We start from the raw sequence: 26,120 nt of genomic DNA, 5'->3' as shown, positions 1-26,120 counted from the left end.
TAAACCTCGGGCTGTATTAGGTCTGGGTTAGAATGGCTTCGGGCCATGCTTAGGATTAGTTGTTGCTAATGATGTTTCGCTAATGTTAAATATTCCCACGGGGCAATTTATCAAAAAGAGTGCTAGCCGTGAAATATATAACTATCTTAATTGTTGTATTTCAAATAATTTTTTTCTCTTTGGGGCTGCGAGCAGAAGATGACGCCCCTGACCCGCCAGAGTATTTTTACCGCGCTGATGAACGCCCTCCATTGATGATTTTTGGTGATGCTAGTGTCGTTGGGCCAGGTTTTTCAACTTGGGCTCAGGCCCGGGGCGTTACCCCGGATGAGAGTGCACTTCGTCACGCCGCAGGCCATAGCTGTGCGCCAGCAGAAGAAGGGGAGCGCAATTCTGACTGGGTGTCTGTGGCAGGTTCTGTGGCGGGGGTGGTGAATGGATATCTCGGTAATGAGATTGTTCGCCGGTTTCGTTTTGATGTTATGCAGCTACCTGCATATTGGATTTATCAGATGGCCCCAACCCAGCATGCCTATGATATGCGTTGGATGTTAAGGGGAACGGTTGAAGATTCAGATGATCCTGAGTCAAGGCGATTGGCGCGTTTACTATTACATGATCATGGCAGTCTTGATGAGTGGATTATTCAACATGGTATTCCAGTGCAGCAAATTGTCCGCGCGAGCCGTTATGTCTTCAGTATTGATGCTGATGGTTATGTAGCGGATACCCGCCCTGGGTCTGTTGTTGAAAATCCACATTATATTGCCCCGCCGCGCCCGGTGCGTCAGGTGCTGAATCCGATGCTGGGAGATACCATGGAAAACGCATCTGCCTTAGGGTATGAGCCGACAGAGCTAGAGCCGGTCATTGCCAGCATCGCGGCGTTAGCTCTCTATGCTACTCACTGTGCTGGTGTGGGAGCCTCAGGCGTTGATGAACAGGGATTGCGTATCGACGATAATACGTCAAATGCTGCGCCACCGGCTGCCCATTGTAATTACACTAAGCATGCGGTGAAAAAGGTGACCGCGGATCAACTGCCAACAACCATCAGTAAACTTGTGGTTCGCACCCATACTGGGGCGGAATATTGCTTGCGTCCAGCTAATGCGCGCACGCCATCGGCACTGGCCACGCGTACATACCTTTATCTCGATAATTGTAGTGACAGCGCGATATCACAAAGAGCCGTGTTTACCTTAAGTGGGCAAATTGCGTTTCCACAAGATGATTTCGGTATTCCTATGTGTATTACGGCCCCTGAAAATGTTGTTGGCGGCAGCAGTCAATGGGATTGGGTACAACTCTGGCCTTGTGACCGCGCTAATCTTTATCAAAAGTGGACTATCAGTAAAGGTCGCCTGTATTCACAGCAAAATCCTTCCCTTTATATTCAAGATAAAGATTTTTATGGCGTGATGAGCAAAGATAATAGTGGTTTTGATCATGTGCTGGTCCCGGGGAGAATGCCATCAAGATTCTTTGTTGATGCCTCAAAGGAAATCACTAATTGGTTTGAGATAGGCATGAACTTTGAACAAAGTAATGTGCGTTATTATCCAACCGCACAAAATAATAATGCCAATATTAATTACCTGAATAGAACTTATTATGACGATGACAATAAACGGCTTGTTCGCTTGGAATACTATGGGCGTGCATTTCAGTCATTCGGCAACAGTTTAACCTGTTTAGGATCTAATCAGGTTGCTTATGGCACCAGCTCTTGGGATTGGGCGCTATGGGAAAACTGCTTAGCCTACCCAAGTGATACTAAAAACAGTTTAAAGTGGTCATTGATCAATGATGATGGCTCAACCCCGATCACATTAGTGCATTTTAAAGACTTAAACGGTAACCGCCTGTATGCCAATTTGAAAAACTCAGTTAACTGGGGACGGTTATACACGTCATCTGGTTTTGAAACCGAAGGCACAGATAATTTCGATACCTTGCGGCGTTATGGTTTTTGCCTTAGTGAACAAGGAGAGTGGCACGAATGCGCAACGCCAAAACACTCAGTGGTAGAAAATGATGGTGAGCTGGCTAATCAGGATGCCATTCAGACCAGTCTGCCATTGCTACATTCTGTGCCGCCCAGCAACGGCCGCTGTGAACATTTGCAATGGATCAATGGTAAATGGATGTGGAATGGCGCGCGTGCCGCCTATTGGTATACCACAAAGCAACGTTGTGAACGGGTTAATCGCTGTAACCAAGGCGGTGCATGTTATCGCTGGAATACCAGACCGTGGGATGCCGGCCAGTGCCAGCACTTAGGATGGAGTGGCACAGGTTGGCAATGGAGAAATTACTACGCTTACGATAATGCCAAAGCATGCCGCGCAGCGAATCGCTGCCAAAGTGGTGGCGCATGCTTCAGATGGCTCGCACCATAACAACGATTTTGCCTCACATTTCACCTCACTATCGGGTGATAAAAAAGACAGGATTTCCTGTCTTTTTTGTTATTAAGAAGGCAAAAGGAATTGTGCACACAACCTACTTTTTATTGTATTGAACATCTAACAATTGCCACTAGGGGGGGCTTACTTTTTTAACTACGAATGATGGTAGTAAAGCCATCACAACCTAAAGCTCTGCCAAGGATTGCTGAAGTTTAAAAAGATGTGACTGTCTTTAAATATCTTTCAAAAAGCTTGCGGTGCGAAACTGATTTGTGAAAAATAACTTTGGCTTTATTATCAATGTTATGAATTCTGAGGCGGTGTTTAGCTTGATTGACACTGTAATAACAAATAGGACTGGACATGGCTCTCTCCTGAGTTTGAGTGACACCTCAGTGTTGAAGCTCTGGCAAGTAGGGGAATCCATGTCATACGTTAGGCGGCGGAGTAAGTTATGAATAATAAGAAAAATAACAGCCTTGTTTCAAAGCTAGTATCAAACAATGCAAAAGAATTTTGGGCTGATATCTCTGAAATGAGTCTCGATAATGTGCTTGAAACGGTAGCAAAAGACCAAGAGCTTCTCAGAGAAATCCCAATTATTAAATGGATTTGTACTGCAATCGGCGTAAAAAACTCCATTCAAAGTGCCGCTTTTATGAAGAAATTTTCAAGTTTCATTGGACAAGTAAATCTTGAAAGCTTCACTGGAAATGATATGGCTCTACTTGGTCAAGCCGTGGATGTGCCATCTGTTACTGATGAAATAATTGAAAATACGATGGTTTACATTGATCGGTATCACAATGAAATGAAAGCGAAGTTACTAGGAAAATTGTTTGTCGAAACTTTCAAGTTCAAGAGATTTACAATTCGTGAGTACAACTCGCTCTTGTTTAGTATCGAGCAAATCCACCCATTTGAAGGGTTGGAAACACTTAAAGAGTTTTACGATTACAAAATTCGTATGGATACAGCTTCTTCAGAAGAAGACAAGCGAAGTGTTTGGACTAAAGGTGCTGAAATTGACTTTCAATCATTAGCAATGTCTGGTTTGTTAAGGTTGCCATCCGGAGGTTCATACGTAGGCGACTTAGGTGGAGCATTTATAAACGACAAAGGCGTTAAATTTTACGAATTCGTCGTAAAAGAAGTGGCTCATTGAAAAATCGCTTAACAAATGTTCAAGATGGATTCGCAACGCGTGGTATTTTCACTATGTATTGGTTTTGTGTTGAAGGAAGAATGCGGTTGCTTTGGTATTGTGTTGCTCACTCTTTAACATGACATTATCTGTATTAGAGTCAAATTAGCTTATGTTCCTTTCTTAGTTACACGAAGGGGGCTGATTCCATCGGTCCCCGTCCGGAGTTGCTAGAAGGGATTGGACAAGTACGGGGGAAGCTTGGAAATTTGCCAACACAGAATCAGGACAGGCATAACACTACATTTTAAGACAACACCAATTCTGGCATATCCCCGCCTGTGGCCGTCGACAGCATGGTGAGTATGGCAAAGCCATGTGATTACAAACGAGAGATAGGGATATCGAACTGGCTCTTTTACAGGGACGTATTTGCTGTCGTCGAGCTTACAGGGATGTACTTGCAGCGTGTCACAGGTGGGGATATGCGAAAGCCACAGCCACTGATTGGCTGGCAGCCTGTTTCCCGCTATTTTGTGACAGCGAGTTTAACAGCACAGTGTTGGGCGCCAGCCCAACAAACCAAAGCCGCGCAATGGAGCTTTGGTTTTTATCCCCGATAGAGTGATTAAAGAACCTGATGACTCAGAGTCACTTTTATTCCACATCATAATCCAACACTGGCGCCAGCCACTTCTCCACCTCACTCACACTCATTCCTTTGCGGGCGGCATAATCCTCAACCTGATCTCTGCCCACATTAGTGACGCCAAAATAGCGGGATTTAGGGTGAGCGAAGTACCAGCCACTCACTGCAGCAGTCGGGTACATGGCAAAGCTCTCGGTGATGCTTAAATTAATGCGCTCGTCTGGCTTAAGTAGCTGCCATAGTAGGCCCTTTTCTGTGTGATCTGGGCAGGCCGGGTAACCTGGTGCCGGACGTATGCCTTTGTATTTCTCGCGGATAAGCGCTTCGTTATCCAGGTTTTCTTCGGCGGCATAGCCCCAGAATTCTTTACGCACGCGCTCGTGCATGCGCTCGGCAAACGCCTCTGCCAGACGGTCGGCCAACACTTTGAGCATAATAGCGTTATAGTCATCATGATTGGCTTCAAAGCGCTCAAGATGCTCATCAATGCCATGTCCCGCAGTCACTGCAAAGCCGCCGGTGTAGTCGGCCACGCCTGAGTCTTTGGGAGCGACAAAGTCCGCCAGGCAGAAGTTGTCATTGCCGACACGTTCTATCTGCATACGCAGGTGGTGAGTGGTCATCAGCACCTCTGAGCGAGACTCATCGGTATACAGCTCAATATCGTCATGGTGAACGGTATTGGCTGGGAACAGCCCAATCACGCCTTTGGCAGTGAGCCACTTCTCATCAATGATGGTTTGCAGCATTACTTTAGCGTCCGCATATAGCTTGCGGGCCTCTTCACCCACCACTTCATCTTCCAAAATCCGCGGGAAATGACCATGCAGCTCCCAGGCGCGGAAGAATGGCGTCCAGTCGATACGGTTCACCAGATCTTCAAGCGGGTAGTCGTCAAATACCTGAATGCCCAGCTGCTTTGGTTTAAATGGCGAGTGAGTCTGCCAATCCAGCTGGCACCGGTTTTCCCGCGCCACTTCAATGGAGACAATCTCTTTGCGCTTGGCCTGAGACAGGCGCTTTTCCCGCATTTCGTCATACTCCGCATAGATAGCATCTATGGTGGCTTGACGGCTTTGGTTGTTAATCAGCTTACTGACCATGGGCACGGCACGGGAGGCATCTGGAATATAGATGGCGCCATGGGGGGCATGGGGCGCAATCTTCACCGCGGTATGGATTTTCGAGCAGGTGGCGCCGCCGATAATGGCGGGAATGGTTAGATCTGCACGGGTGAAGGCTTTTACATTGTGTACCATCTCATCCAGGCTTGGGGTGATAAGACCCGACATACCAATAATGTCGACCTTCTCCGCCTTGGCCACCTCAATGATTTTCTCCACCGGCACCATAACGCCGAGGTCGATCACCTCATAGCCGTTACAGGCCAGTACCACGCCAACAATGTTTTTGCCGATATCGTGCACATCGCCCTTCACCGTGACCATCAGCACCTTACCATTGCTCTGGCCTCCTTCCTTTTCGGCTTCAGCTTTTTCAGCTTCAAGGAAGGGATTGAGGTAGGCCACAGCTTTCTTCATTACCCGTGCGGATTTCACCACCTGAGGCAGGAACATTTTGCCTGAACCAAACAGGTCGCCTACCACATTCATGCCATCCATCAGCGGACCTTCAATCACGTCCAGCGGGCGACTTGCCTGCTGACGGGCCTCTTCGGTGTCACTATCTATGTACTCGGTAATGCCTTTGACCAGTGCATGCTCCAGACGTTTATTGACCGGCCACTCGCGCCAGGCAAGGTCCTCTTTCTTAGGCCCCGCGCTGCCATCACCACGGTACTTTTCGGCTATCTCCAGCAACTGCTCAGTATTGGAAGAGTCTGCCACCTGGCAGGGCAGGTTAAGCACCACGGCTTCAACCTTTTCTTTCAGCTCACTATCGATATCGTCGTAAATCGCCAATTGACCTGCGTTGACAATGCCCATGTCCATCCCCGCCTTAATGGCGTGGTACAGGAACACTGCATGAATGGCTTCGCGCACCGGATTATTGCCGCGGAAGGAGAATGAAACGTTGGAGACGCCACCGGAAATCATGGCGTGGGGCAAGGTACGCTTAATCTCAGCCGTGGCCTCGATAAAGTCCACCGCATAGTTGTCGTGCTCTTCAATACCCGTGGCAATGGCAAAGATGTTGGGATCGAAGATGATATCTTCCGGCGGGAAGCCCACTTGATTGACCAGAATATTGTAGGCGCGGGTACAGATCTCCACCTTGCGCTCGCGAGTATCGGCCTGACCTGTCTCATCGAAGGCCATCACAATAGTAGCGGCACCATAGCGTTTAATCAGCTTGGCCTGCTTGATGAAGATCTCCTCGCCCTCTTTCAACGAGATAGAGTTGACTATGCCCTTGCCCTGAATGCACTTAAGGCCGGCCTCCAACACTTCCCATTTGGAGGAGTCAATCATCACAGGAACCCGGCTGATATCCGGCTCAGAGGCAATCAAATTAAGGACGGTGGTCATTACCTCCACGCCATCGAGCATGCCTTCATCCATATTGATATCGATGATTTGCGCGCCGTTCTCCACCTGATCCCGGGCGACCTCCAGCGCGGTTTCATACATGCCTTCTTTAATGAGCTTCAAAAAGCGCGCTGAGCCGGTGACATTGGTGCGCTCACCCACGTTCACAAACAGGGAGTTGGCTTCTATGGTGCAGGGCTCCAGACCAGAGAGGCGGCAGGCAACCGGGATATCCGGCGCGATGCGGGGAGCAAAGTGATCAATGGCCTTGCGGATAACGCGGATATGCTCAGGGGTAGTACCACAGCAGCCACCAACGATATTGAGCATACCGGCCTCGGCCCACTCGCTGATCACTTCCGCCATTTGCTTGGGCGTTTCATCATAGCCGCCGAATTCATTGGGCAGCCCGGCATTGGGGTGAGCGGAAATGGCGCATTGGCTGATGCGGTGCAGCTCTTCTACATAGGGGCGCAGCTCTTTTGGCCCCAGCGCGCAGTTAAGCCCCACGCTGATTGGGTTTATATGGCGCAGCGAATTATAGAAGGCTTCAGTTGTCTGGCCGGTCAGAGTGCGGCCCGAGGCATCGGTAATGGTGCCTGAGATCATTACCGGCAGTTTAAAGCCCAGAGCGTCAAACACCCCTTCAATGGCAAACAGCGCGGCTTTGGCATTGAGGGTATCGAAAATGGTTTCCACCAAAATGATGTCGGCGCCACCTTCAATCAGTGCTGTAGTGGACTCGGTGTAGGCCTCGACCAGGTCATCAAAGTGCACATTACGAAAGCCCGGGTTGTTGACATTCGGGCTGATGGAGCAGGTGCGGTTAGTAGGGCCAAGCACCCCGGCCACATAGCGCTGAATACCGGTTTTGGCGGTGATCTCATTTGCCACCTCCCGGGCAAGGCGGGCGCCCTCGCGGTTAATTTCTGCCGATAGCGACTGCATATCATAGTCAGCCATGGCGATTGTGGTGGCGTTAAAGGTATTGGTTTCCAGAATATCGGCGCCTGCCAGCAGGTACTCTTTGTGGATATCCCTGATAAGCTGTGGCTGACTCAGTACCAGCAGGTCATTGTTGCCTTTGACATCACAATGCCAATCGCTGAACCTGTCGCCACGGTAATCGGCCTCCTCCAGCTTGTGCTGCTGGATCATGGTCCCCATCGCGCCATCAAGCAGCAAAATACGCTGTTTTAATGCGGCATGTAGCGCTGTGGTGCGGCTTTGTCTCTGTCGACACCCCACAGCATTATCAGCCGAGTCGTTGGCGTGTTTGAGGTTGAGAAGGGTAGCGGGCTGTTGTACTGCTGCCATGTTTACATCCTGTAAGCTGTGGTTTGTGATGCCTTTATCCTGACCGTGATGGTGATTTGTCACTGCAGTGCAAAACACCAAGATAAGCCGTTTAGATGTTTAGACGTCTATTTGGTCTTGTTGTTATCATAGCCAGCCTGTCCTTGTTGGAGCAAGTGTTTGTGGTTAAAAACCATACATTGTATGTATCCACATGATTATTAATAGTTTTGTGTTGAAGCATTTGTGATTCTTGCTACGGCATGACGGGGTTATCCGGTTGCACATACATTTCAACGCCTCTGCCTTGTATAACGCCCCCACAAACTGCTACAAGAAAAGCTGGAAGGCTAACAAAGCGCAGCACTACTCGGTGGCGCTTGGCATCAACTGCGGAGGCAATATGGCAAGAGGCAATACACTGACAATGATTTTTCTGCGTCACGGTGCCTGTGAAGGTGGGGAAATCCTGCGCGGACAAACCGATGTGGCACTGTCACCACAGGGATGGATGCAGATGCAAAAACGGGTCGATGGATTGATGTCGGCCCATGGCCGGCCTGGATTAATCGTGTCATCTGACCGCCGCCGCTGTCGAGAGTTTGCCGCACAACAGGCATCTGAATTGGCGGTGACCTTGGCGGTAGATGCTGGTTTTGCTGAAATGGATTACGGTGATTGGGATGGGCTGACATTTGCTGAAATTGAGCGAAATGACAGCGAGGCATTTGCGGCATTTTACCGTGACCCCTGGCAAAATCCGCCTCCCAATGGCGAAGCTACTGTGCAATTTGAGCGCCGGGTTCAACAGGCGTTTGACCGTATCTGTCAGCAGCTGTTTACCCCGGAAGGCTTGGCGCCGCAGGCACCCGTCTGGGTAGTGTGTCATGGTGGCGTGATGTTGTCACTGATGGGGCATGTATTAGGGCTATCCCAGCAGCCTGGGGTATTTTCCGCAATGGCATTGCCATATGCAGCCGCCATGCAGATCAGTGTTATCCGCCACGAGGGACGCTTCTGGCCCCGACTACATTGGCCTGGATAATCAGTACACTGACCGATTGGCGGCTATGGTCAGTCGTGACATTGTCGGACTGTTAAAAAACCGGATAATGTCAATTAATTACCCCTGATTTGATAAAAATATGCCCCAACCCTTATCCCACACTGGTGGCTTGGCTCCGGCTGCGCTGACAGTGGCGCAGCTTAATTGGTCAGCCAATGGCCGACAGTTGCTCGATAACATCAGTTTTTCGGTTCCAGCCGGGCAAATGCTGGGGATCATTGGGCCCAATGGTGCCGGAAAATCCTCTTTGCTGCGTTGTTTGTATCGCTTTTTGCAGCCGGATTCAGGCTGTATTCGTTTGGATGAACGGGATATCAGTCAGTTCAGTGGGCGGGAATTTGCCCGCCGGGTTGCCGTGGTGCAGCAGGATACCCCTGCACAATTGGATGCGGCGGTGCAGGACTTAGTCGCGATGGGGCTGACGCCCCACAAAGGGTGGTTTGAATTCGATAACCGGGATGACCGTGAGCGGGTAGCCGCCGCATTGGCTCGGGTTGGGCTATCTGCACTGGCGGAGCAGCCATTTAGTCTGCTGTCAGGTGGTGAGCGGCAGCGGGCCTTGATTGCGCGGGCATTGGTGCAGCAGCCGGGGATTTTGATCCTGGATGAACCCACTAACCATCTGGATATCCGTTATCAGATCCAGTTACTGGAATTGGTTCGTTCGCTGGGGATCACTGTGATCGCCTCCATTCATGATCTCAATCTGGCTAGCGCCCTGTGTGATCATTTGTTGATGCTGGATAAGGGACGACTTATGGCGCAGGGCACACCTGCTGAGGTGTTAACCCAACAACAACTCTCCGACGTCTTCGGGGTTTGCTGCAGTATTACACCCCATCCCCAGCATGGTAAACCACAGATCTGTTATTACTACGGCTATCAGGCGGATGGGATGTCTGACCCCGATATAGCGTCAGCGTGTCACCATAAGGGGACCGCACAATGAGGCTACTGTCCCGAACCTTCACAAAGAACGCGCCCGACATATGGCTGCACCAGCGATATCGTTTGCTGACAGCAGCATTACTCTTATTTGCCCTGTTTACGCCATTACTGGCGGCAGGACTGGGCGCTGTCAGTATCCCGCCAGCCCAAGTGTTGGCCGCGCTAACCGGTCATGGCAGTGGTATCGACAGCCAGATTATTGTCTCTTTGCGATTGCCCCGTATCCTGCTGGCTTTTATTGCCGGAGCCGGCTTATCCCTGGCCGGGGCGGTATTGCAATTAGTGACCCGCAACCCGCTGGCCGATCCCTATTTGTTTGGTATTTCTTCCGGGGCCTCATTAGGCGCGGTGGCGGTGATGACTTTGCTGGGAGGCAGCTTTACCGGAATGGGGCTGGGCTATCTGGCTGGTAGCTTGCCTTATATCTCATTGCCCGTCGGGGCATTTGCCGGCGCGGCACTGTCGGTGATGCTGGTGTTTGCCCTGAGTACCGGAGCGGGTAATCAGGTTGAGCGCATGTTATTGGCCGGGGTGGCCACTTCTTTTATGTTTGGGGCATTTAGCAGCTTGTTGCTGTATTTCTCTGAACCCAGAGCCGCCGCGGCAGTGCTGTTTTGGACCTTGGGCAGTTTTACCCGAGCCAGTTGGGATGGCCTGTTGCTGCCCGCTCTGGTGGTTGGGCTCTCTTTGCTGATATTACTGGGATTGAAGCGGCAATTATTGGCACTGCAGGGGGGCGATGAAACAGCTCACTCCCTTGGCATTAAGGTCGCCCGTTTTCGCTTGGGCATTTTGTTGCTGTGTTCACTGATCACCGCCGTGCTGGTGGCCAGCTGTGGCGGGATTGGCTTTGTCGGTTTAATGGTGCCTCATACCATGCGTTTGTTACTGCCGGGTCGCCAGCCATTATTGCTGACAGCTTTAGCGGGCGGCATCTTTATGATCTGGGTTGATGTGCTGGCCCGGTGTCTGCTGGACAATCAGGAACTGCCGGTGGGGGTGATTACAGCCGCCCTTGGCAGTGTGTTTTTTCTTTTGGTACTGCGCCGACGGCGCCGGATGGATTATGCCTAACTTCATTATTACCCCAGTGGATCACTCCCGTGACAGCCTGTTTCAGCGTCGTATCGATCAGAAAACCAAACCCCCCGGTGCCCTGGGGTTGTTGGAGCCGCTGGCATTGCAAATCGCGGCGTTGCAACAGCAGGAGCGACTGAGCCTGAACCGGCCTGTGATGCTGGTGTTTGCCGCTGATCATGGCATTGCCCGCTATGGCGTATCCATTGCGCCACAATCAGTGACGGGCCAAATGGTGGAGAACTTTGTTGCAGGCGGCGCAGCGGTCAATGTCTTCTGTCGTCAGCTCGGCTGGCAGTTGCAAATTATTGATGCTGGGATTGTGTCTCCTTTATCACCCCAAGCTGCGCAACAGGTGACGGACTGTCGGCTGGGCAATGGCACCCAAGCGTTTCACCTTGAACCGGCAATGTCTGTATCACAGGTAGAACAGGGCTTTGCATTGGCCAAGCAGCTGGTGGAGCAACACTATCAGGCTGGTAGTAATGTGATTGGCTTTGGTGAAATGGGCATAGGCAATACATCGGCAGCATCGGCCCTGATGTCTGCCATGACCGGGTTGGCGGTAACACAATGCGTTGGTCGGGGAACCGGGGTTGATGATAAGACCTTGCAGCTGAAAACGCGCCTGATTGAGCAGGCATTACAGCGCCACCGGGATGCAGTCACACCACTGGAGCAATTGGCTTGTTTGGGGGGATTTGAAATTGTGCTGCTAACAGGCTCAATGCTCGCGGCGGCGGAGCGAGGTATGTTGGTGGTGGTTGATGGCTTTATCGCGACGGCCGCGGCCATGGTGGCATTGCGGCTTTATCCCCAATGTCGTGATTATTTGGTGTTTAGCCATCAATCCGGCGAAAGTGGTCACGGCACCATGTTAAAGCAGTTACAGGTCCGAGCATTATTGCAATTAGACATGCGGCTTGGCGAAGGCAGTGGTGCGGCATTGGCATTGCCCCTATTGCAGGCGGCGGTGGCATTTTATAACGATATGGCCAGTTTTGCTGACGCAGGGGTGGCAGATGTCAGTCATAGGCAGGTGACATCATGAAATGGTGGCAGCAAGAGCTGACATTATTTGCGGTTGCCGTGGGCTTTTTTACCCGGGTACCGGTATCCGCCAGCATTTTTACCGATCAGGAGCGGCTGAATCGAGCTAGCCGTTATTTTGCTTTGGTGGGGACGGCTATCGGGGCCATCTGTGCGTTGGTCTACCTAGTTGCTGCTGAGATATGGCCGGTGCCGGTAGCGGTAGTGCTGGTGATGATCACCTCAGTGGTACTGACCGGTGGTTTTCATGAAGACGGCTTGGCAGATACAGCGGACGGCTTTGGCGGTGGCTGGCGCGTTGCTGATAAGCTGCGCATTATGAAAGACTCCCGTTTAGGCAGTTATGGTGCCTTGGCACTGGTGTTGGTACTGCTATTGAAATGGCAATTGCTGCTTACTCTGGCCCAAGCGCAATCAGGGGATATGGTATTGGCGCTGATCCTCGGCCATACCCTGAGTCGGGCGGTGGCTGCCAGTCTGATTTATTCCGAGCAGTATGTGCGTGATGAAGATGGGAAAAGCAAGCCCTTGGCGCAGCATCAGCATGTTAATGATCTTTGGGTACTGATACTGACGGCGGTTCCCGGTCTGCTGTGGCTTAGCGGGACGGAGATCTTCGTGCTGGTCGCTGTGTTGCTGTTGACCCGTTGGTTGCTGGTAATTGGCATGCGCCGTCAGATCGGCGGTTATACCGGTGACACGCTGGGGGCGGCGCAGCAGATCACTGAGTTGACTGTATATCTGACGTTATTGCCTTTGTTACAGGCTTAGGAGACTGAGGGATGATCCATTTAATTTTGGGTGGCGCCCGCAGTGGGAAAAGCCGTTATGCGCTGGACTGCGCGGCGACATTGATCGCGCAGCAACAACTCGAATGCCATTTTATGGCCACGGCCGTTGCCGGGGATGATGAGATGCGCGCGCGGATCGAGCGGCATAGACAGGAACGGGACCTAGGGGAGTTGGCCTGGCAGACCCATGAGGTGGGCACAGCGCTGGCGGCAAGCCTGACGGCGCAGGCCCGAGCGGACAGATTAATACTTGTAGATTGCTTAACACTTTGGTTAAGTGGAGTTTTATGCCAAGAATCCCCGCCAAGTTCTACCGACATGCAGGGCTTGCGACAAGCTTTGGTGGAGACGCTAACCTCGATGAGCGGTGAGATGATTATTGTCAGTAATGAAGTGGGATCTGGCATTGTTCCCCTGGGGGAATTAAGCCGCCGTTTTGCCGATGAAGCTGGCTGGTTGAATCAGGCTGTGGCGAGCGTGGCGGATCGGGTCACCTTAGTGGTGGCGGGATTGCCGCTTACCTTAAAAGGATAAAAGTTATGAGCAGAGAGGACTTGCCTCTGAAATGGCCGGCCGAGACGGTGGCGACCCTGATGGTGCAGGGAACCGCATCCGATGCCGGTAAAACCACCCTAGTGGCGGGATTATGTCGCCTTTACGCCAGACGTTTACGTCAGTTACACCAAGGCGATTTGACCGCAGTGCCTATGCCGTTACAGATTGCCCCATTTAAACCCCAGAATATGGCACTCAATAGCGCAGTGACTATTGATGGCGGTGAGATTGGCCGAGCTCAGGCGCTGCAGGCTCAAGCCTGTTATCAACCCCCGCGCAGTGATTTTAATCCTGTGTTACTGAAACCCGCTAGTGATACATGCTCCCAAGTGATTGTGCAGGGGCAGGCGTTAACTACCTTAGAGGCCGCCAGCTTTTGGCAGCGTGGTGAGCAAGGCGTGCGGCATCAGGCGATGGCGGCAGTATTGGCATCTCACCACCGACTGCGTCAGGAGTTTGAACTGATTTTTGCTGAAGGGGCGGGCAGTCCAGCAGAAATTAATCTGCGTGAAGGCGATATTGCCAATATGGGCTTTGCTGAGGCGGTGGACTGTCCGGTGATCCTCGTGGCGGACATTGATAAAGGCGGTGTATTTGCTCAACTCGTCGGGACGCTTGCCCTGCTCAGTGACTCAGAGCGTGAGCGGGTTAAAGGCTTAGTGATCAACAAGTTTCGTGGTGATATCGATTTATTACTGCCGGGGATTAAATGGCTGGAGCAACACACGGGAAAACCGGTACTTGGGGTGCTGCCGTATTTGGATAATCTGCACCTAGATGCGGAAGATGCGTTGGTGGCGGATCAGCCGCCTGCCACTGCGGCAACGCCTGCACTGAAAGTACAGGTATTGGCCCATCCCCGTATCAGTAACCATACCGACTTTGATGGGCTGCGGTTGCATCCTGATGTGGCGTTTGACTATGTCTCCACCACCTCTCCTGCCATAGGGGCGACGCCTGCGGATTTAATTATTCTACCGGGCTCGAAAAATGTGCGGGCGGATTTGTCTGTGTTAATTGCCAATGGCTGGGGCCATCATCTGTATCGGCATCTCAGATATGGCGGCAAAATCCTGGGGATTTGCGGCGGCTACCAAATGTTGGGGCTAGAGATTGAAGATTCAACCGGTGTGGAAGGCCCTGCCGGTGCCAGTGATGGGCTGGGACTCTTGTCAGCGGTCACTGAGCTGAAGCCGCAAAAACAGGTATTTAATGTTATCGGTACCTTACAGCTTGAGCAGCAGACAGTGCCTGTCAGTGGCTATGAAATTCACTGTGGTGAAACCCGGCCGCTGCGCAGTGGTATCACGCCATTGCAATGGCAACGTCAGCAACCACTAAGCACTGCAACGGCAGCTGAACAGACTGACACTGATGCTGGTCGAATGGATGACGGTATGCTGTCCGATGATGGCCAAATTATGGGCACCTACCTGCATGGGCTGTTTGATAGTCCGGCAGCGACTGAACTTATTCTGAGTTGGGCGGGTATGACACAGCAAAGCGCTAGTCAGTCCCCTGATATTGCGGCACTGCGTGAACAGCAACTTGATAGATTGGCTGATGTATTGGCAGCCAGTTTAGATGTGTCTTGTCTCGATGCGATATTGCAACAAGCCGCGGTACCTCTGCCTCAAACCAATGACACGGTTATTGATGACGTTGCACCAGAGCACAATGATGACAGCATGACAGCATGACAGGAGCCAACATGAGCAGTCACTCTGATAATAGGGACGAGATCAAAGCCCAGCGACATAAAGCCCGACAGCAAAAAGTGAAACAACAAGTGGATGCCCATGTCGCGGCGGCAACCCGGGAAACCGGGGTATTGATGGTGATCACCGGCGAGGGAAAAGGTAAATCCACCGCCGGTTTTGGCACGGTTGCTCGGGCGGTAGGTCATGGTCAATCTGCTGCAGTAGTGCAATTTATTAAAGGCAATTGGGCCTGCGGTGAACGTAATTTACTCGAGTCGGCTGGGGTGCCTTTTGCGGTAATGGCCACAGGGTTTACGTGGGAAACCCAAGATAAAGCTGCTGATACTGCGGCGGCATTGGCGACCTGGCAACAGGCCGAAGCCTTTCTGGCTGATGAGCGTATCAGTCTGGTGTTATTGGATGAGCTGACGTATATGCTCAGTTATCACTATCTGCCATTAGAGCGGGTGCTTAACGCAATTTCTCAGCGCCCGGCACATCAGCATGTGATTGTGACTGGCCGTAACTGTCATCGCAGTTTGCTGGCGCTGGCGGATACTGTCAGTGAGATAAATTGTGTTCGACATGCTTTTAATCAGGGGATCAAAGCCCAGCAGGGCTTTGATTACTGAGTGCATTATTAGGGGCGGCTGACCTTTCGTGATTAAATTTTGTTCGAGATAAAAGCGTTTTAATCGCGGCGAGTGGTTTGCCGCCTAGTTATGCTAAGCAAGAACCGCTCAACAAAGCGTAAAACGCTTTTAGCCGAACCCTGCGGGCAGCGTTTGAGGCTCCTTTCTACTGCGTTATCGGCTTATCAGGTAGCGCAACTACCTATCAAAGCCTTTGCCTTGTATAAAGCATCCTCAAATCGCTGCAAAAACAAACTTGAAAGGTCAACAGACCCTAATATCTGCGATTGACGCCGCGGTTAGCGAGCCCGGTTGATCGCAAGACAAGCCGCTTTGATCCCTTCAATGGTGCGGGGGCCTGCACGGTGCAGCAGATCCGGGTTTAGCTGATAAATCTGGCTGTGTTGTACGGCAGGTAATTGGGGCCAGTTACGCCAGTTAATCCCTTGGATATTGGCCTGTTCCTGACTTTGTAAAATAACTTGCGGGGCAGCATTCAGTACATTCTCAATGCTGACTTTGGGATAGGCGGCTTCGGCACTGGAAAACACATTCTCGCCACCGCACACCCCGATAATCTGTTGGATCCAGCTATTATCGGATACAGTCATCAGGGGCTCGGCCCAGAGTTGATAAAACACCTTCACCTTTGGCAGGTTCTCACTGTGATGTTTTAGGTTCGCCAGCTCTGTTCGGTATTTTTCAGCTGCCTGGTGGGCCAGCTCTTGCTCCCCGGTTAGTGCACCTAAAGTTTCCATTTCCGTGGCAATATCACCGAGTTTTTCTGGGTTAGAGTCAAAGACTTTTAAGCCGAGCTGACGAATTTTATCGATATCCTCTTGGCGATTGCCACCACTCCACACCACCACTAGATCGGGGTGTAACGCCAACAGTTTTTCCAGTTGGATACCGTAATAGCCTCCGATACGCGGAATATGTTGTGCTTGACTTGGGTAATCAGCGTGTTCTGTTGTGGCAATAATTTTATCTCCGGCACCAATGGCATAGAGCATTTCTACTGCGTGGGGGGATAAGGCGGCAATGCGTTGGGCTGGGGGAAGAGGGGAGTCTATGCTGGCGGCAGTACAGATGCCGGTATAACTGAGGAAAACAAGTGGCAGAAGATGTTTCAGCAGGCCCATGATTTGTAATTCCTTAATCTTACCCCAACAGCGGGGTGACAAGGATAGCGGATTTTGCTTTGTTTGTGGAATGCTTTGGTCAATAAGCTATTAAAAAACTTAATTAAAGATATTTTGTCTCTATTGCGGTAATAGATTAACCCGATTTAATCCTTTTGGTGAATTTCTGGGTTTTTAGTACTGCTGTGAGCCCCATACGTAAGGCTATTTTAAGCTCGCTATCTTTGGGGAATGGTTAGCGGCAATTGGTCGAACTGTTACCGCTACAACAGACGACAATTAGGTTGCTGGCGTAGTGTTATGGCTCGAATAAAAAATATCTCTTACCTTGGAGTGACCATGTCCCGCCCTATTATTATTGACTGTGATCCTGGCCATGATGATGCCATTGCGCTGATTATGGCGTTGGCCAACCCTGAGCTGCAAGTCCTGGCGGTTACCACCAGTGCTGGTAATCAAACCCAGAGTAAAACCCTTTGTAATGCCATGCGTATCCTGACGTTACTCGGCCGCCAGGATATTCCTGTGGCCAGTGGTGCAGTTAAGCCTTTGAGCAGAGGGCTGATTATTGCAGATAATGTACATGGTGAATCCGGATTGGATGGCCCTGAGTTACCCGAAGCGGATTTTGCCGCTTCAGAGTTAAAAGCTTGGCAGTTGATGGCGCAGCAAATTGCTGCCAGTCCAAGTCCAGTCACCTTAGTCCCCACTGGGCCGCTGACAAATATTGCCCTGTTCCTTTGTAGTTACCCTGAGCTACACCATAAAGTGGAGCGCATTGTGCTGATGGGCGGGGCTGCGGGTGTTGGCAATTGGACACCGGCTGCAGAGTTCAACATTTATGTTGATCCAGAAGCTGCTGATATTGTGTTTAAGTCTGCGATTCCCATCACCATGTGTGGCTTGGATGTGACTCATCAGGCACAGGTTATGGCTGAGGATGTGGCAAAAATACGCACTATTTCTAATCCTGTTGCCCATTGCGTCGCTGACTTGCTGGAGTTCTTTGTGATTTACCACAAGGACCCTAAATGGGGATTTGCTGGTGCGCCATTGCATGATCCCTGCACCATTGCTTGGTTACTCAAGCCGCAGATATTTACCGGCCAGAACTGTTATGTGGCGATAGACACTATGTCTCCTTTGACCTTGGGTATGACAGTCGTGGATAGATATCAGTTGACCGGCCAGCCTGCGAACGCCCATGTGTTGTTCGGGGTAGAGCGTCAAGGGTTTGTTGATTTGCTAACCGAGAGTTTATCTCATTGGTCATAGCGATGAGTGATGGCATTTGTCACCTACGAATAGTTGAGGTGGGATACTGTGATAGCGGTGCAGAATGAAACGGAATTCATCTTATGAGGCGTAAACTTTAACCGGTATATCTCGGCAGGGGACTAAAATGGAAGGACTTAATTCTGTAGGAGTCAGATGATGTCTACCCAACAACCCGATATGTTCACCAGTGATGTATGGCAGCATTTTAAATCAGAGCCGGGTGCTCCAGCCGGTTTTAAATACCGCGGTGGCTATCCGCAGGATCCTGATGGGGTAGAAGTACTGCTGGAAACCTGGGAGGCCGGTACCACTGAGCCACCTCATTATCATCCCGGTGATGATATGACCATCATGGTGGAAGGGGATATGGCAGTGCAGTTTTATCTGCAACAGGATGGCAAACTGGTTAAAGATGGTGATGAGCGGCTATATATTCTTGGCGATACCGCGTATATCCGTAAGGAACAAGTGCACAGTGTCCGCTATATCAGTGATTGCCGCATTGTGTATATCCACAGCGGTCAATTTGATTTTATCGAAAGCAAATTACCTATTGCAGAGTAATTGACTGTTTGTTACCTGAGAACAGGACACAAAAAAGGAGCCGTTGGGCTCCTTTTTATTAAACCGACATTATCAGCCGCAATAACGGTTAGATAGCGCGGGTGGCATGTTTCAACCAAGCCAGATCATGCTCATGCAGCAGGGGTGATACTGCTTGATAAACACGTTTGTGATAACGGTTCAGCCAGTCGATTTCATCCCGGGTCATCAAGCTTTTATCCAGTAATCGGAGATCAAATGGGATCAATGTGATGGCATTGAACTCCAGCATTTCCCGCTCTGCATCAGCCAGTGCTTCACAGGCGCGCACTTCGACCAAGTTTTCTAGGCGGATACCAAAGCCGTCAGTCCGGTAATACCCGGGTTCATTAGACAATATCATCCCGGGTAGCAGAGGCACTGAATTGGCATTTTTGGCAATCCGCTGCGGCCCTTCATGTACGCTGAGGAAATGGCCGACGCCATGGCCGGTACCGTGGTCATAGTCAAAGCCGTATTGCCACAGGTATTGACGGGCAAAGGCATCCAGCTGCGGGCCTGTGGTGCCTTTCGGGAATTTTGCCATATCGAGGGCAATGTGACCTTTCAGTACCAAAGTGACCATTTTTTTCTGTTCAGCGCCGACATCACCAATAGCAATGGTACGGGTGACATCTGTGGTGCCGTCCAGATATTGACCGCCTGAATCAACCAGGTACATGCTGTCCATGGTGAGTTTGGCTGCTTTACCGTTAAGGTGGTTGTAATGGCACATGGCGGCATTGGCACCGGCGGCGGAAATGGTATCGAAGCTGGGCTCAATATAATGGCCATCTTGCTCACGGAACCGAGCCAGTTTATCTGCCAGTTCACCTTCATCATAAAGATTGCCGGTGGCAACTTCCCGATCCAGCCAAGCGAGAAAACGGCAGACGGCGGCACCATCGCGGACATGGCAGTTGCGCATACCGTCCAGTTCCACTTCATTTTTGCAGGCCTTGGGCATCAGCACCGGATCCATCCCCGGGATAAGTTCGGCGCCGGCATGGCCCGCGGCCAACAACAGGGCGGCATTGGCTGTATGAGGGTCGGCCAGTAGTTTTTGCCCTTTTAGCTCGCTGAACATTTCTGCCAGATCTTCTTCTGGGTAAAAGCTTACCCCTTCGCCGACTTGGGCATCAATGGATTGCGGCAATTTGCTCATATCAGTGAAAAAACGCATGGTGCCATTGGCCCACAAGAGCCCGGTACCCATGACCACCGGCAGATGGGGTACATCTCGTCCACGGATATTAAGCAACCAAGCCAGTGAATCCAGTGCTGTGATCAGTGCCAGTTCTGCGCCAGCTTTGGTAATTTCAGCGCCAATTTGCTGCCGTTTATGCAGGCTGGATTGGCCGGATTGCGCAGCGCTGTAGAGCATGATCGGGGTCGATGGGAGTGCCGGTCTGTTGCGCCAGTGCTGATCTATCGGATTTTGTTTGAGGGCAATGAGATCAATACCGGATTTGGCCAACGTATGTTTGGTCGCCTCAAACCAAGCCATATGGTGCAACCTGGCATCAATGCCAACTTTGTCACCGGCGACCAGATGATGGGCCAGATAGTCGGCTAGAGGCGTGTCGGTCAGACTTTCAAACTCAAACAACTTATCACTGACCTGTTGGCGCACCTGCACCGTGTAACGGCCATCAGTGAAAATCGCCGCACTTTTTTCCAGGACGATGACGCCGCCAGCACTGCCGGTAAAGCCACTAATCCAGTGCAGTCGTTCATTGTGCGCTGGAACATATTCGCCAAGATATTCATCAGCTCGGGGCACGATAAAAGCCTGAATGCCCACTGATGCCATTTCGCCGCGCACTGCGGCTAGGCGGGATGCAATTGTGTCTGACATATAGGACTCCGTTTGCTGTGGCAGTCTACTGAGAGGGTATCTGTTAATTGATACGGCCAAACTTCGGAAAAATGTTCAAGGACAGACTGCCTATGTCTTGGCTCGATTATGGCGGGGCAATCTGGCATGGGCAAGCGGTGTGAGAAATTTTAGCCTGAGGATCTGTTACTTAGATTCGGAATACTGTGGCAGATATTGTATAAAATTGCTGCTGCGCGACCGAGTGTATGCAGTCGGTTAATGGTATGCCGTTTGCGGTGGCAGGGATGTTATTCCTATTTCATCGCCCTTGAACGATACCCTGTGCTTGAGGGGGGGGGGCAGGCTTACACACCACAGAGCAAGCATTGAATTGCCTACATGATGCAGTGACTTAAGTTGCGCTTTGTCTCTTGATAATAAAATAACAAAGGAAATATAGATGACCCTAGGTGTTGGCGGCTCCCGCCCTGAAATTGAATTGGCCAAATTAACGGATATGACTGCTGGCGTGCAGCCTATCAGCCGGGATGAATGGCAGCAACGGCTATCCCAAGCGGCGGCACTGTTGCGTCAGCAGGGACTGGATGCCTTGTACCTCAATGCCGGTACTAATCTGTATTATTTTACCGGGCTGCGCTGGTCGCCTTCTGAGCGCATGGTCGGGGCGTTACTGACAGCCGATGGCCAGTTGGAATATATCGCGCCCCATTTTGAGCTGGGGACAGTGACAGAGTTTATGACCTTGCCAGGCACAGTGAATACTTGGCATGAGGATGAAAGTCCCTATGCTCTGCTAGGCCAAATGCTGATGCGCATGACAGGCCGAGCGTTATCGGACTTGCAGTTAGCAGTGGATGAGTCCGTGCCTTTGTTTTTATTTGATGGTTTACGCCGGGCTAACTCGGCACTGACCCTGCAGTCCGCCGCTGAGCTGACGTTATATTGTCGGGCACGGAAATCTGCCGCTGAGCTGGCGATTATGCAGCGGGCTAAAGAGATGACTCTAGCGGTACATCAGGCTGTTGCGCGTATCTTATATGCCGGCATTAGCGTGGCTGAGGTGGAGGCGTTTATTCATCAGGCGCATATCCGGGTCGGCGCGCCGGCGGGGTCCTATTTCTGTATCGTGCTGTTTGGAGAGGACTCCCAGTATCCTCACGGAGTGCGCCATCCCAAGACCTTGGCAGATAATGACATTGTGCTGATTGATACCGGCTGTGATCTACTGGGATACAAATCAGATATTACCCGCACTTATGTATTTGGCGTTGCCAATGCGCGGCAGCGTGAAATGTGGCAGTTGGAAAAAGCCGCGCAACTGGCAGCCTTTAATCGGGCACAATTGGGGCTGGCGTGCGGTGAAGTGGATATGGCGGCCCGTGGCGAGCTGGAAGCTGCCGGTATGGCAAAAGATCACGGTTTGCCTGGGCTACCGCACCGTACTGGGCACGGTATCGGGTTGGATATCCATGAAGGGCCTTATTTGGTGCGCAGTGAAAAGACCCCGCTGGCAGAAGGCATGTGTTTTTCTAATGAGCCGATGCTCTGTCTGCCTGGCGAATTTGGTATTCGTTTAGAAGACCATTTCTACATGTCTGCCGATGGCCCCGTCTGGTTTACCCAACCCGCGCACAGCATCGATGACCCGTTTGGTTATGAGGCCTGATGCTGCAGGGATAAACATCCCCATACAGTACCAGACTTATCGATAAGAAAGCCCGGCACTTAGCCGGGCTTGGCATATTGGCGTGGTGCGTTAGGCCGCAGGGTTGATGCCCAAGAGTTCGACATCAAAAATCAGTACTGAACCGGCTGGAATTTTTCCTGCGCTACGATTGCCGTATGCCAGATTTGCGGGAATAAAAAAGCGCATTTTGTCGCCCACCGTCATCAGCTGCAGCCCTTCGGTCCAGCCTTTGATAACCCGGTTAAGCGGGAATGAGATCGGCTCACCCCGGGCAATGGATGAATCAAATACTGTGCCGTCAATTAATGTACCCTGGTAGTGCACTTTCACGGTATCAGTGGCTTTGGGATGCACAGTGCCATCGCCTTTGTGCAGCAATTGGTATTGCAGGCCGGATGGTGTGACTTTAACACCGTCTTTTGCCTGATTAGCCGCCAGAAACGCTGCGCCAGCTTCCTGATTGATTTTGGCCTGTTTGTGGTTGTTCATTGTGGTAAAGAAATAAAAAATAACGCAGGCAATCACCACCGCCGCAAGCAGCATTTTCATTGAGTTTTTTCCTTTTCTATGTAGATCTTCGCCGCTGATGCGACAGGAATATAATGGTAGAGCCAAATACTCTTTTGCACCATGCCAGTGTTAAATACCACTGTTAGTTCAGCGGGATGGGAAAATATTGCACGACAATGGCAATCAGTCCAGCAAGGTTGAGCAACACCATGAGCCACAGTACCAGACTGAATGACACCTTACTGGATTTATGTCGTAGCCACTGACGTGCCAGTAGAGCACCTGGCCAACCACATAATAGTGCCTGCAATTGCAGCATGATTTCACTGGTGCGCCATTGGCCACGTTCAGCTGCGCGTTTATCACGGGCATAGCTGATAAAGGTCAGCAGGCTCATCAGCAGATACAGCCCTCCAAGCCAGAGTGGTAAGTCGTGTCGATACAGCATTGCGGCAAATATGGCGATAAAAATCAGAGTAATGAAGATACTTGGAGTCAGCCGGTTACGCTTGGGTGGGCGGGAAGAAAAGATACGTCTGTTCACTGGGGGGCCTTATGTGTCCAACTTTGGCAGCATACTGGCAGAGTGACTGTCATAACGTCAACAGACCCGGGGTGGTGCTTTGGTTCTGGCTGTGGGGTTTTTGCTGTAAAAACGCTCACTCTGTACAGCTTATGTGCGGCAATCATTGTCAATAGCGTTACTCTCGCCTTATTATCGCGCCAGTGCAACGGAGTGTATTGCGAAATCGCTGCAATTTAGTTGAAGCTGTTATGGTTTGCCATATCGACAGTGTGACAGTGTATTTCGCCACAGGGCAAAATAAGACAGCTATGTGCCCATAGCATCCCCCACAATATGCAAGAGAACCCTAATGACGCTGGACCTGATAACCAATATTCTCGGCTGGACCTCAGTTGCCTTTTATATTTCCCTGACAGTATTTAACTCCATGAAATTTACCCGCTTTGCTGCGTTTGGCTCCGCGGCAAATGATATTTTATGGTCATTTCTGATGGGCTGGTGGCCGAAGATCATTCTGAATGTGTCTGTGGCATCCATTAATGTGTACCGCTATGTGAAGGACTTTACCCGCGCGCCTAAATGGCTGATCCAACTGCTGGCAGCAGGGATGATTTTGGGAGTGGGTTATATTTGCTGGACTTCGGTTGCGGGTTTTATTGCTAACCCTAGCTGGTCAGAAGGATTGCAGTATGCTGATTTAGGGGTGATTCTGCTAGCTATGTATATGACCAATATTAAAAACTACCGGGTATTTATGCTGCTGTCCGGTTTTGTTGGCATGGCGGCGTATTATGGCAATATCCAGATGATGATTACTAAGGCCCTGGTCATAGGCATTATGTCATTTAAATTGCTACATAAGCCTCGGGGTACTGCTGAGCTGACCGATAACGTCAAGCCTGCTGTATAACCTGTAGTAATACAGATGCTGAGCAAAAAGCACCCATGTGGGTGCTTTTTTTGTGCTGATGTACAGGGGATTGTTAGCTTTTGGCAGAAATCCATAAGCGGATTTGTCCACTGACGACGACAATATCATTACTGTCATATGCGGTGACCTTGACCATAAGATCGCCCGGTTGCCAGCTGCCACCGGGTAACTCAGCCACACAGCGGATATCTGAACCCGCTTTGGCGGTGTAATCCAAATTCATACCTTTGGGGATCCAGCGCAGGTGGCGAGGGATTGAGGCCTCTGCCATAGCACCCATCGCCAATTCCAAACCATTACAGATAGCAATAACATGCAAGGTGCCGATATGGTTTTCCAGACGGCGGCGCTTTTTTAGCAAACACTCGCAATGGTTAGGGCTGAGCTGAGTGATAAGTGGGCTGACGCTACCAAAGTAAGGCGCCATCCTGCAGATCGCAAGAGAGAAGAGTTTATTGCCCAATGGCCAGCGGCTGAGTTTCTGATATAAGGCGAGGGTTTTATTGACCTTGGAGCTTGTCATGCCGGATTCCTTCTGGCAGAAAAACATAAGAGTGCGTTGATGAGTCTAACAGGCGAAATAATCATCAGGCAATCATGGCGCACGGCATGGATGGGCAAGGGTTGCAGACTTACTTATAATGCTCGGCAACTCAGAGAGATGTATTCAATTTTAAGGATAAACAGTGCAATACCTGCTGACTTATTTCAAAGGGCTGGCCATGGGGGCCGCTGACGTGGTGCCCGGCGTATCCGGTGGTACTATCGCCTTTATTACCGGTATTTTGGATACCCTGCTGGACAGCATTCGCCGCATTAATCCAGCCTTGTGGGGCATAGTCCGTCAACGGGGGCTTAAAGCGGCATTTATGCACATTAATGGCCCATTTCTGCTTTGTCTGTTTGGCGGCATTCTGACCAGTATTGCCAGTTTAGCCAAGCTGATTACTTATTTGTTGGCCCATCACCCGATCCCGGTATGGTCATTCTTTTTTGGGCTGATCCTGATTTCCGTCGTGCATATGCTCAGACAGGTGCAGGGATTTACCGTCGCCCGCTTGTTACTGTTTGTGGCCGGGGTTGCAGTGGCTTATATCATTACTGTACTCAACCCGGTGGCGGTGGAACCCTCACTGATTAATATTCTTTTTGGCGGTGCCATCGCCATTTGCGCCATGATTTTACCGGGAATTTCCGGCAGCTTTATTTTGCTGTTGCTGGGACTGTATACCCCTGTTATTGGTGCAGTAAAAGCATTTGATCTGACGATTATCGCCACTTTTGCTGTGGGAGCGGTATTGGGGTTACTGACATTTAGTCATGTTCTGTCAGCCCTGTTGCGGCATTTTCATAGCGCGACCTTAGTGTTTTTAACCGGGCTGATGTTGGGCACGTTGGGGAAAATCTGGCCCTGGAAAGAGGTGCTCAGTTGGCGCGTTAATTCTAAGGGAGAGCAGGTACCCTTGGCTGAGCACAATTTGTTACCTTGGCATTATGAGCACGTCGTGGGGCAACCCTCTCAGTTAAGCTTGGCTATTGTGTGTCTATTAGCCGGCATTGCTATTGTGGTTGCGCTGGAATACTTTGGTAATCGACTGAAAAGCCAGAAATAATACCGTTTAAAGCTAAAGATCAGGCGGCCATCGCATCAGTGATGGCCGCCTGTTTTATTGATGGCCTCAATCACCTTAAGTGCAGGGATAAATCTGTGGTTCAGCGGCGTGTCATTAAGTGATGGCTAATTTGAAAATAGGGGGTGTTATCCATTAGGCTGAAGCAGTGTGCAAGAAAAAATGCAAAAGAATGATACAGATAA

At 50.7% G+C, this 26,120-nt stretch carries 22 protein-coding genes; 16 read left to right on the top strand and 6 right to left on the bottom strand.

The genetic code is table 11. The features are described from left to right. The first annotated feature begins 128 nt into the window (after window positions 1-128). From NFHSH190041_RS16585 to NFHSH190041_RS16575, 3 genes are all read left to right on the top strand, one after another. Window positions 129-2,402, top strand: a complete 2,274-nt coding sequence (locus NFHSH190041_RS16585) for a DUF1561 family protein (RefSeq protein WP_261922828.1) — start codon at window positions 129-131, stop codon at window positions 2,400-2,402. A 463-nt stretch (window positions 2,403-2,865) separates the two neighbouring features. Further along, a complete protein-coding gene (locus NFHSH190041_RS16580) occupies window positions 2,866-3,576 on the top strand; it encodes a hypothetical protein (protein WP_261922827.1) in 711 nt (236 codons plus the stop codon). 464 nt (window positions 3,577-4,040) lie between these two features. Beyond that, complete coding sequence (locus NFHSH190041_RS16575) at window positions 4,041-4,178, top strand: hypothetical protein (protein WP_261922826.1); 138 nt, start codon at window positions 4,041-4,043, stop codon at window positions 4,176-4,178. Window positions 4,179-4,212: 34 nt separating this feature from the next. On the opposite strand, the gene metH is transcribed toward NFHSH190041_RS16575, so the two are convergent. Further along, window positions 4,213-8,010: a methionine synthase gene (metH, locus tag NFHSH190041_RS16570; protein WP_261922825.1), complete on the bottom strand. Its 3,798-nt coding sequence runs from the start codon at window positions 8,008-8,010 to the stop codon at window positions 4,213-4,215. A gap of 382 nt (window positions 8,011-8,392) precedes the next feature. Here metH and NFHSH190041_RS16565 point away from each other — a divergent pair, with 382 nt between their 5' ends. The 8 genes from NFHSH190041_RS16565 to cobO all read left to right on the top strand — a co-directional run bounded on the left by NFHSH190041_RS16565 (window position 8,393) and on the right by cobO (window position 15,808). Next, entirely contained in the window at window positions 8,393-9,034 is a 642-nt protein-coding gene (locus NFHSH190041_RS16565) for a histidine phosphatase family protein (RefSeq protein WP_261922824.1), read from the top strand. A 100-nt stretch (window positions 9,035-9,134) separates the two neighbouring features. Then, complete coding sequence (locus NFHSH190041_RS16560; protein WP_261922823.1) at window positions 9,135-10,004, top strand: ABC transporter ATP-binding protein; 870 nt, start codon at window positions 9,135-9,137, stop codon at window positions 10,002-10,004. Further along, the gene (locus tag NFHSH190041_RS16555; RefSeq protein WP_261922822.1) at window positions 10,001-11,077 is read left to right on the top strand and encodes a FecCD family ABC transporter permease; all 1,077 of its coding nucleotides are present in this window, start codon (window positions 10,001-10,003) and stop codon (window positions 11,075-11,077) included. Before NFHSH190041_RS16560 ends, NFHSH190041_RS16555 begins: the two co-directional genes overlap by 4 nt. Continuing rightward, on the top strand, window positions 11,070-12,131 hold the full coding sequence (cobT, locus tag NFHSH190041_RS16550) for a nicotinate-nucleotide--dimethylbenzimidazole phosphoribosyltransferase (RefSeq protein ID WP_261922821.1): 1,062 nt from the start codon (window positions 11,070-11,072) through the stop codon (window positions 12,129-12,131). Before NFHSH190041_RS16555 ends, cobT begins: the two co-directional genes overlap by 8 nt. Further along, a complete protein-coding gene (locus NFHSH190041_RS16545; RefSeq protein ID WP_261922820.1) occupies window positions 12,128-12,901 on the top strand; it encodes an adenosylcobinamide-GDP ribazoletransferase in 774 nt (257 codons plus the stop codon). The genes cobT and NFHSH190041_RS16545 overlap by 4 nt, the downstream gene beginning before the upstream one ends. A gap of 11 nt (window positions 12,902-12,912) precedes the next feature. Continuing rightward, entirely contained in the window at window positions 12,913-13,455 is a 543-nt protein-coding gene (gene cobU / locus NFHSH190041_RS16540) for a bifunctional adenosylcobinamide kinase/adenosylcobinamide-phosphate guanylyltransferase (protein WP_261922819.1), read from the top strand. Between the two features lie 5 nt (window positions 13,456-13,460). After that, complete coding sequence (locus tag NFHSH190041_RS16535) at window positions 13,461-15,176, top strand: cobyric acid synthase (RefSeq protein WP_261922818.1); 1,716 nt, start codon at window positions 13,461-13,463, stop codon at window positions 15,174-15,176. An 11-nt stretch (window positions 15,177-15,187) separates the two neighbouring features. Beyond that, window positions 15,188-15,808, top strand: coding sequence for a cob(I)yrinic acid a,c-diamide adenosyltransferase (gene cobO, locus NFHSH190041_RS16530; protein ID WP_261922817.1), 621 nt, complete (start codon window positions 15,188-15,190; stop codon window positions 15,806-15,808). Window positions 15,809-16,107: 299 nt separating this feature from the next. Here cobO and NFHSH190041_RS16520 read toward each other — a convergent pair whose 3' ends face one another. After that, window positions 16,108-16,950, bottom strand: coding sequence for a cobalamin-binding protein (locus NFHSH190041_RS16520; RefSeq protein WP_261922815.1), 843 nt, complete (start codon window positions 16,948-16,950; stop codon window positions 16,108-16,110). 339 nt (window positions 16,951-17,289) lie between these two features. Between NFHSH190041_RS16520 and rihA the strand changes: the two genes are divergently transcribed. Further along, entirely contained in the window at window positions 17,290-18,225 is a 936-nt protein-coding gene (gene rihA, locus NFHSH190041_RS16515; RefSeq protein WP_261922814.1) for a pyrimidine-specific ribonucleoside hydrolase RihA, read from the top strand. Between the two features lie 156 nt (window positions 18,226-18,381). Beyond that, on the top strand, window positions 18,382-18,792 hold the full coding sequence (locus NFHSH190041_RS16510) for a cupin domain-containing protein (protein WP_261922813.1): 411 nt from the start codon (window positions 18,382-18,384) through the stop codon (window positions 18,790-18,792). A gap of 88 nt (window positions 18,793-18,880) precedes the next feature. Here the strand turns inward: NFHSH190041_RS16510 and NFHSH190041_RS16505 are convergent, their stop codons facing one another. Continuing rightward, entirely contained in the window at window positions 18,881-20,668 is a 1,788-nt protein-coding gene (locus tag NFHSH190041_RS16505) for an aminopeptidase P family protein (protein ID WP_261922812.1), read from the bottom strand. A gap of 421 nt (window positions 20,669-21,089) precedes the next feature. Here NFHSH190041_RS16505 and NFHSH190041_RS16500 point away from each other — a divergent pair, with 421 nt between their 5' ends. Then, window positions 21,090-22,316, top strand: a complete 1,227-nt coding sequence (locus tag NFHSH190041_RS16500; RefSeq protein ID WP_261922811.1) for a M24 family metallopeptidase — start codon at window positions 21,090-21,092, stop codon at window positions 22,314-22,316. A gap of 90 nt (window positions 22,317-22,406) precedes the next feature. Here the strand turns inward: NFHSH190041_RS16500 and NFHSH190041_RS16495 are convergent, their stop codons facing one another. After that, the gene (locus tag NFHSH190041_RS16495; protein WP_261922810.1) at window positions 22,407-22,886 is read right to left on the bottom strand and encodes an FKBP-type peptidyl-prolyl cis-trans isomerase; all 480 of its coding nucleotides are present in this window, start codon (window positions 22,884-22,886) and stop codon (window positions 22,407-22,409) included. Window positions 22,887-22,989: 103 nt separating this feature from the next. Then, window positions 22,990-23,391, bottom strand: a complete 402-nt coding sequence (locus NFHSH190041_RS16490) for a DUF1294 domain-containing protein (RefSeq protein ID WP_261922809.1) — start codon at window positions 23,389-23,391, stop codon at window positions 22,990-22,992. 331 nt (window positions 23,392-23,722) lie between these two features. Here NFHSH190041_RS16490 and NFHSH190041_RS16485 point away from each other — a divergent pair, with 331 nt between their 5' ends. Continuing rightward, window positions 23,723-24,283, top strand: a complete 561-nt coding sequence (locus tag NFHSH190041_RS16485) for a phosphopyruvate hydratase (RefSeq protein WP_261922808.1) — start codon at window positions 23,723-23,725, stop codon at window positions 24,281-24,283. A gap of 73 nt (window positions 24,284-24,356) precedes the next feature. Here NFHSH190041_RS16485 and NFHSH190041_RS16480 read toward each other — a convergent pair whose 3' ends face one another. Next, window positions 24,357-24,827, bottom strand: coding sequence for a hotdog fold domain-containing protein (locus tag NFHSH190041_RS16480; protein ID WP_261922807.1), 471 nt, complete (start codon window positions 24,825-24,827; stop codon window positions 24,357-24,359). 163 nt (window positions 24,828-24,990) lie between these two features. On the opposite strand from NFHSH190041_RS16480, the gene NFHSH190041_RS16475 reads away from it, so the two are divergent. After that, the gene (locus NFHSH190041_RS16475; RefSeq protein WP_261922806.1) at window positions 24,991-25,917 is read left to right on the top strand and encodes a DUF368 domain-containing protein; all 927 of its coding nucleotides are present in this window, start codon (window positions 24,991-24,993) and stop codon (window positions 25,915-25,917) included. The last annotated feature ends 203 nt before the right edge of the window (window positions 25,918-26,120 follow it).

The organism is Shewanella sp. NFH-SH190041 (genome assembly GCF_024363255.1).
Lineage (GTDB): Bacteria > Pseudomonadota > Gammaproteobacteria > Enterobacterales > Shewanellaceae > Shewanella.
The sequence above is the reverse complement of the archived record's forward strand: the minus strand, read 5'-3'. Positions and strand labels throughout refer to the sequence as shown.

Excerpts from the sequence above, each read along its gene's own strand:
- NFHSH190041_RS16580 (WP_261922827.1), top strand. The coding sequence starts at position 2,866 with ATGAATAATAAGAAAAATAACAGCCTTGTTTCAAAGCTAGTATCAAAC.
- NFHSH190041_RS16575 (WP_261922826.1), top strand. The coding sequence starts at position 4,041 with ATGCGAAAGCCACAGCCACTGATTGGCTGGCAGCCTGTTTCCCGCTAT.
- metH (WP_261922825.1), bottom strand. The coding sequence starts at position 8,010 with ATGGCAGCAGTACAACAGCCCGCTACCCTTCTCAACCTCAAACACGCC.
- NFHSH190041_RS16565 (WP_261922824.1), top strand. The coding sequence starts at position 8,393 with ATGGCAAGAGGCAATACACTGACAATGATTTTTCTGCGTCACGGTGCC.
- NFHSH190041_RS16560 (WP_261922823.1), top strand. The coding sequence starts at position 9,135 with ATGCCCCAACCCTTATCCCACACTGGTGGCTTGGCTCCGGCTGCGCTG.
- NFHSH190041_RS16555 (WP_261922822.1), top strand. The coding sequence starts at position 10,001 with ATGAGGCTACTGTCCCGAACCTTCACAAAGAACGCGCCCGACATATGG.
- cobT (WP_261922821.1), top strand. The coding sequence starts at position 11,070 with ATGCCTAACTTCATTATTACCCCAGTGGATCACTCCCGTGACAGCCTG.
- NFHSH190041_RS16545 (WP_261922820.1), top strand. The coding sequence starts at position 12,128 with ATGAAATGGTGGCAGCAAGAGCTGACATTATTTGCGGTTGCCGTGGGC.
- cobU (WP_261922819.1), top strand. The coding sequence starts at position 12,913 with ATGATCCATTTAATTTTGGGTGGCGCCCGCAGTGGGAAAAGCCGTTAT.
- NFHSH190041_RS16535 (WP_261922818.1), top strand. The coding sequence starts at position 13,461 with ATGAGCAGAGAGGACTTGCCTCTGAAATGGCCGGCCGAGACGGTGGCG.
- cobO (WP_261922817.1), top strand. The coding sequence starts at position 15,188 with ATGAGCAGTCACTCTGATAATAGGGACGAGATCAAAGCCCAGCGACAT.
- NFHSH190041_RS16520 (WP_261922815.1), bottom strand. The coding sequence starts at position 16,950 with ATGGGCCTGCTGAAACATCTTCTGCCACTTGTTTTCCTCAGTTATACC.
- rihA (WP_261922814.1), top strand. The coding sequence starts at position 17,290 with ATGTCCCGCCCTATTATTATTGACTGTGATCCTGGCCATGATGATGCC.
- NFHSH190041_RS16510 (WP_261922813.1), top strand. The coding sequence starts at position 18,382 with ATGATGTCTACCCAACAACCCGATATGTTCACCAGTGATGTATGGCAG.
- NFHSH190041_RS16505 (WP_261922812.1), bottom strand. The coding sequence starts at position 20,668 with ATGTCAGACACAATTGCATCCCGCCTAGCCGCAGTGCGCGGCGAAATG.
- NFHSH190041_RS16500 (WP_261922811.1), top strand. The coding sequence starts at position 21,090 with ATGACCCTAGGTGTTGGCGGCTCCCGCCCTGAAATTGAATTGGCCAAA.
- NFHSH190041_RS16495 (WP_261922810.1), bottom strand. The coding sequence starts at position 22,886 with ATGAAAATGCTGCTTGCGGCGGTGGTGATTGCCTGCGTTATTTTTTAT.
- NFHSH190041_RS16485 (WP_261922808.1), top strand. The coding sequence starts at position 23,723 with ATGACGCTGGACCTGATAACCAATATTCTCGGCTGGACCTCAGTTGCC.
- NFHSH190041_RS16480 (WP_261922807.1), bottom strand. The coding sequence starts at position 24,827 with ATGACAAGCTCCAAGGTCAATAAAACCCTCGCCTTATATCAGAAACTC.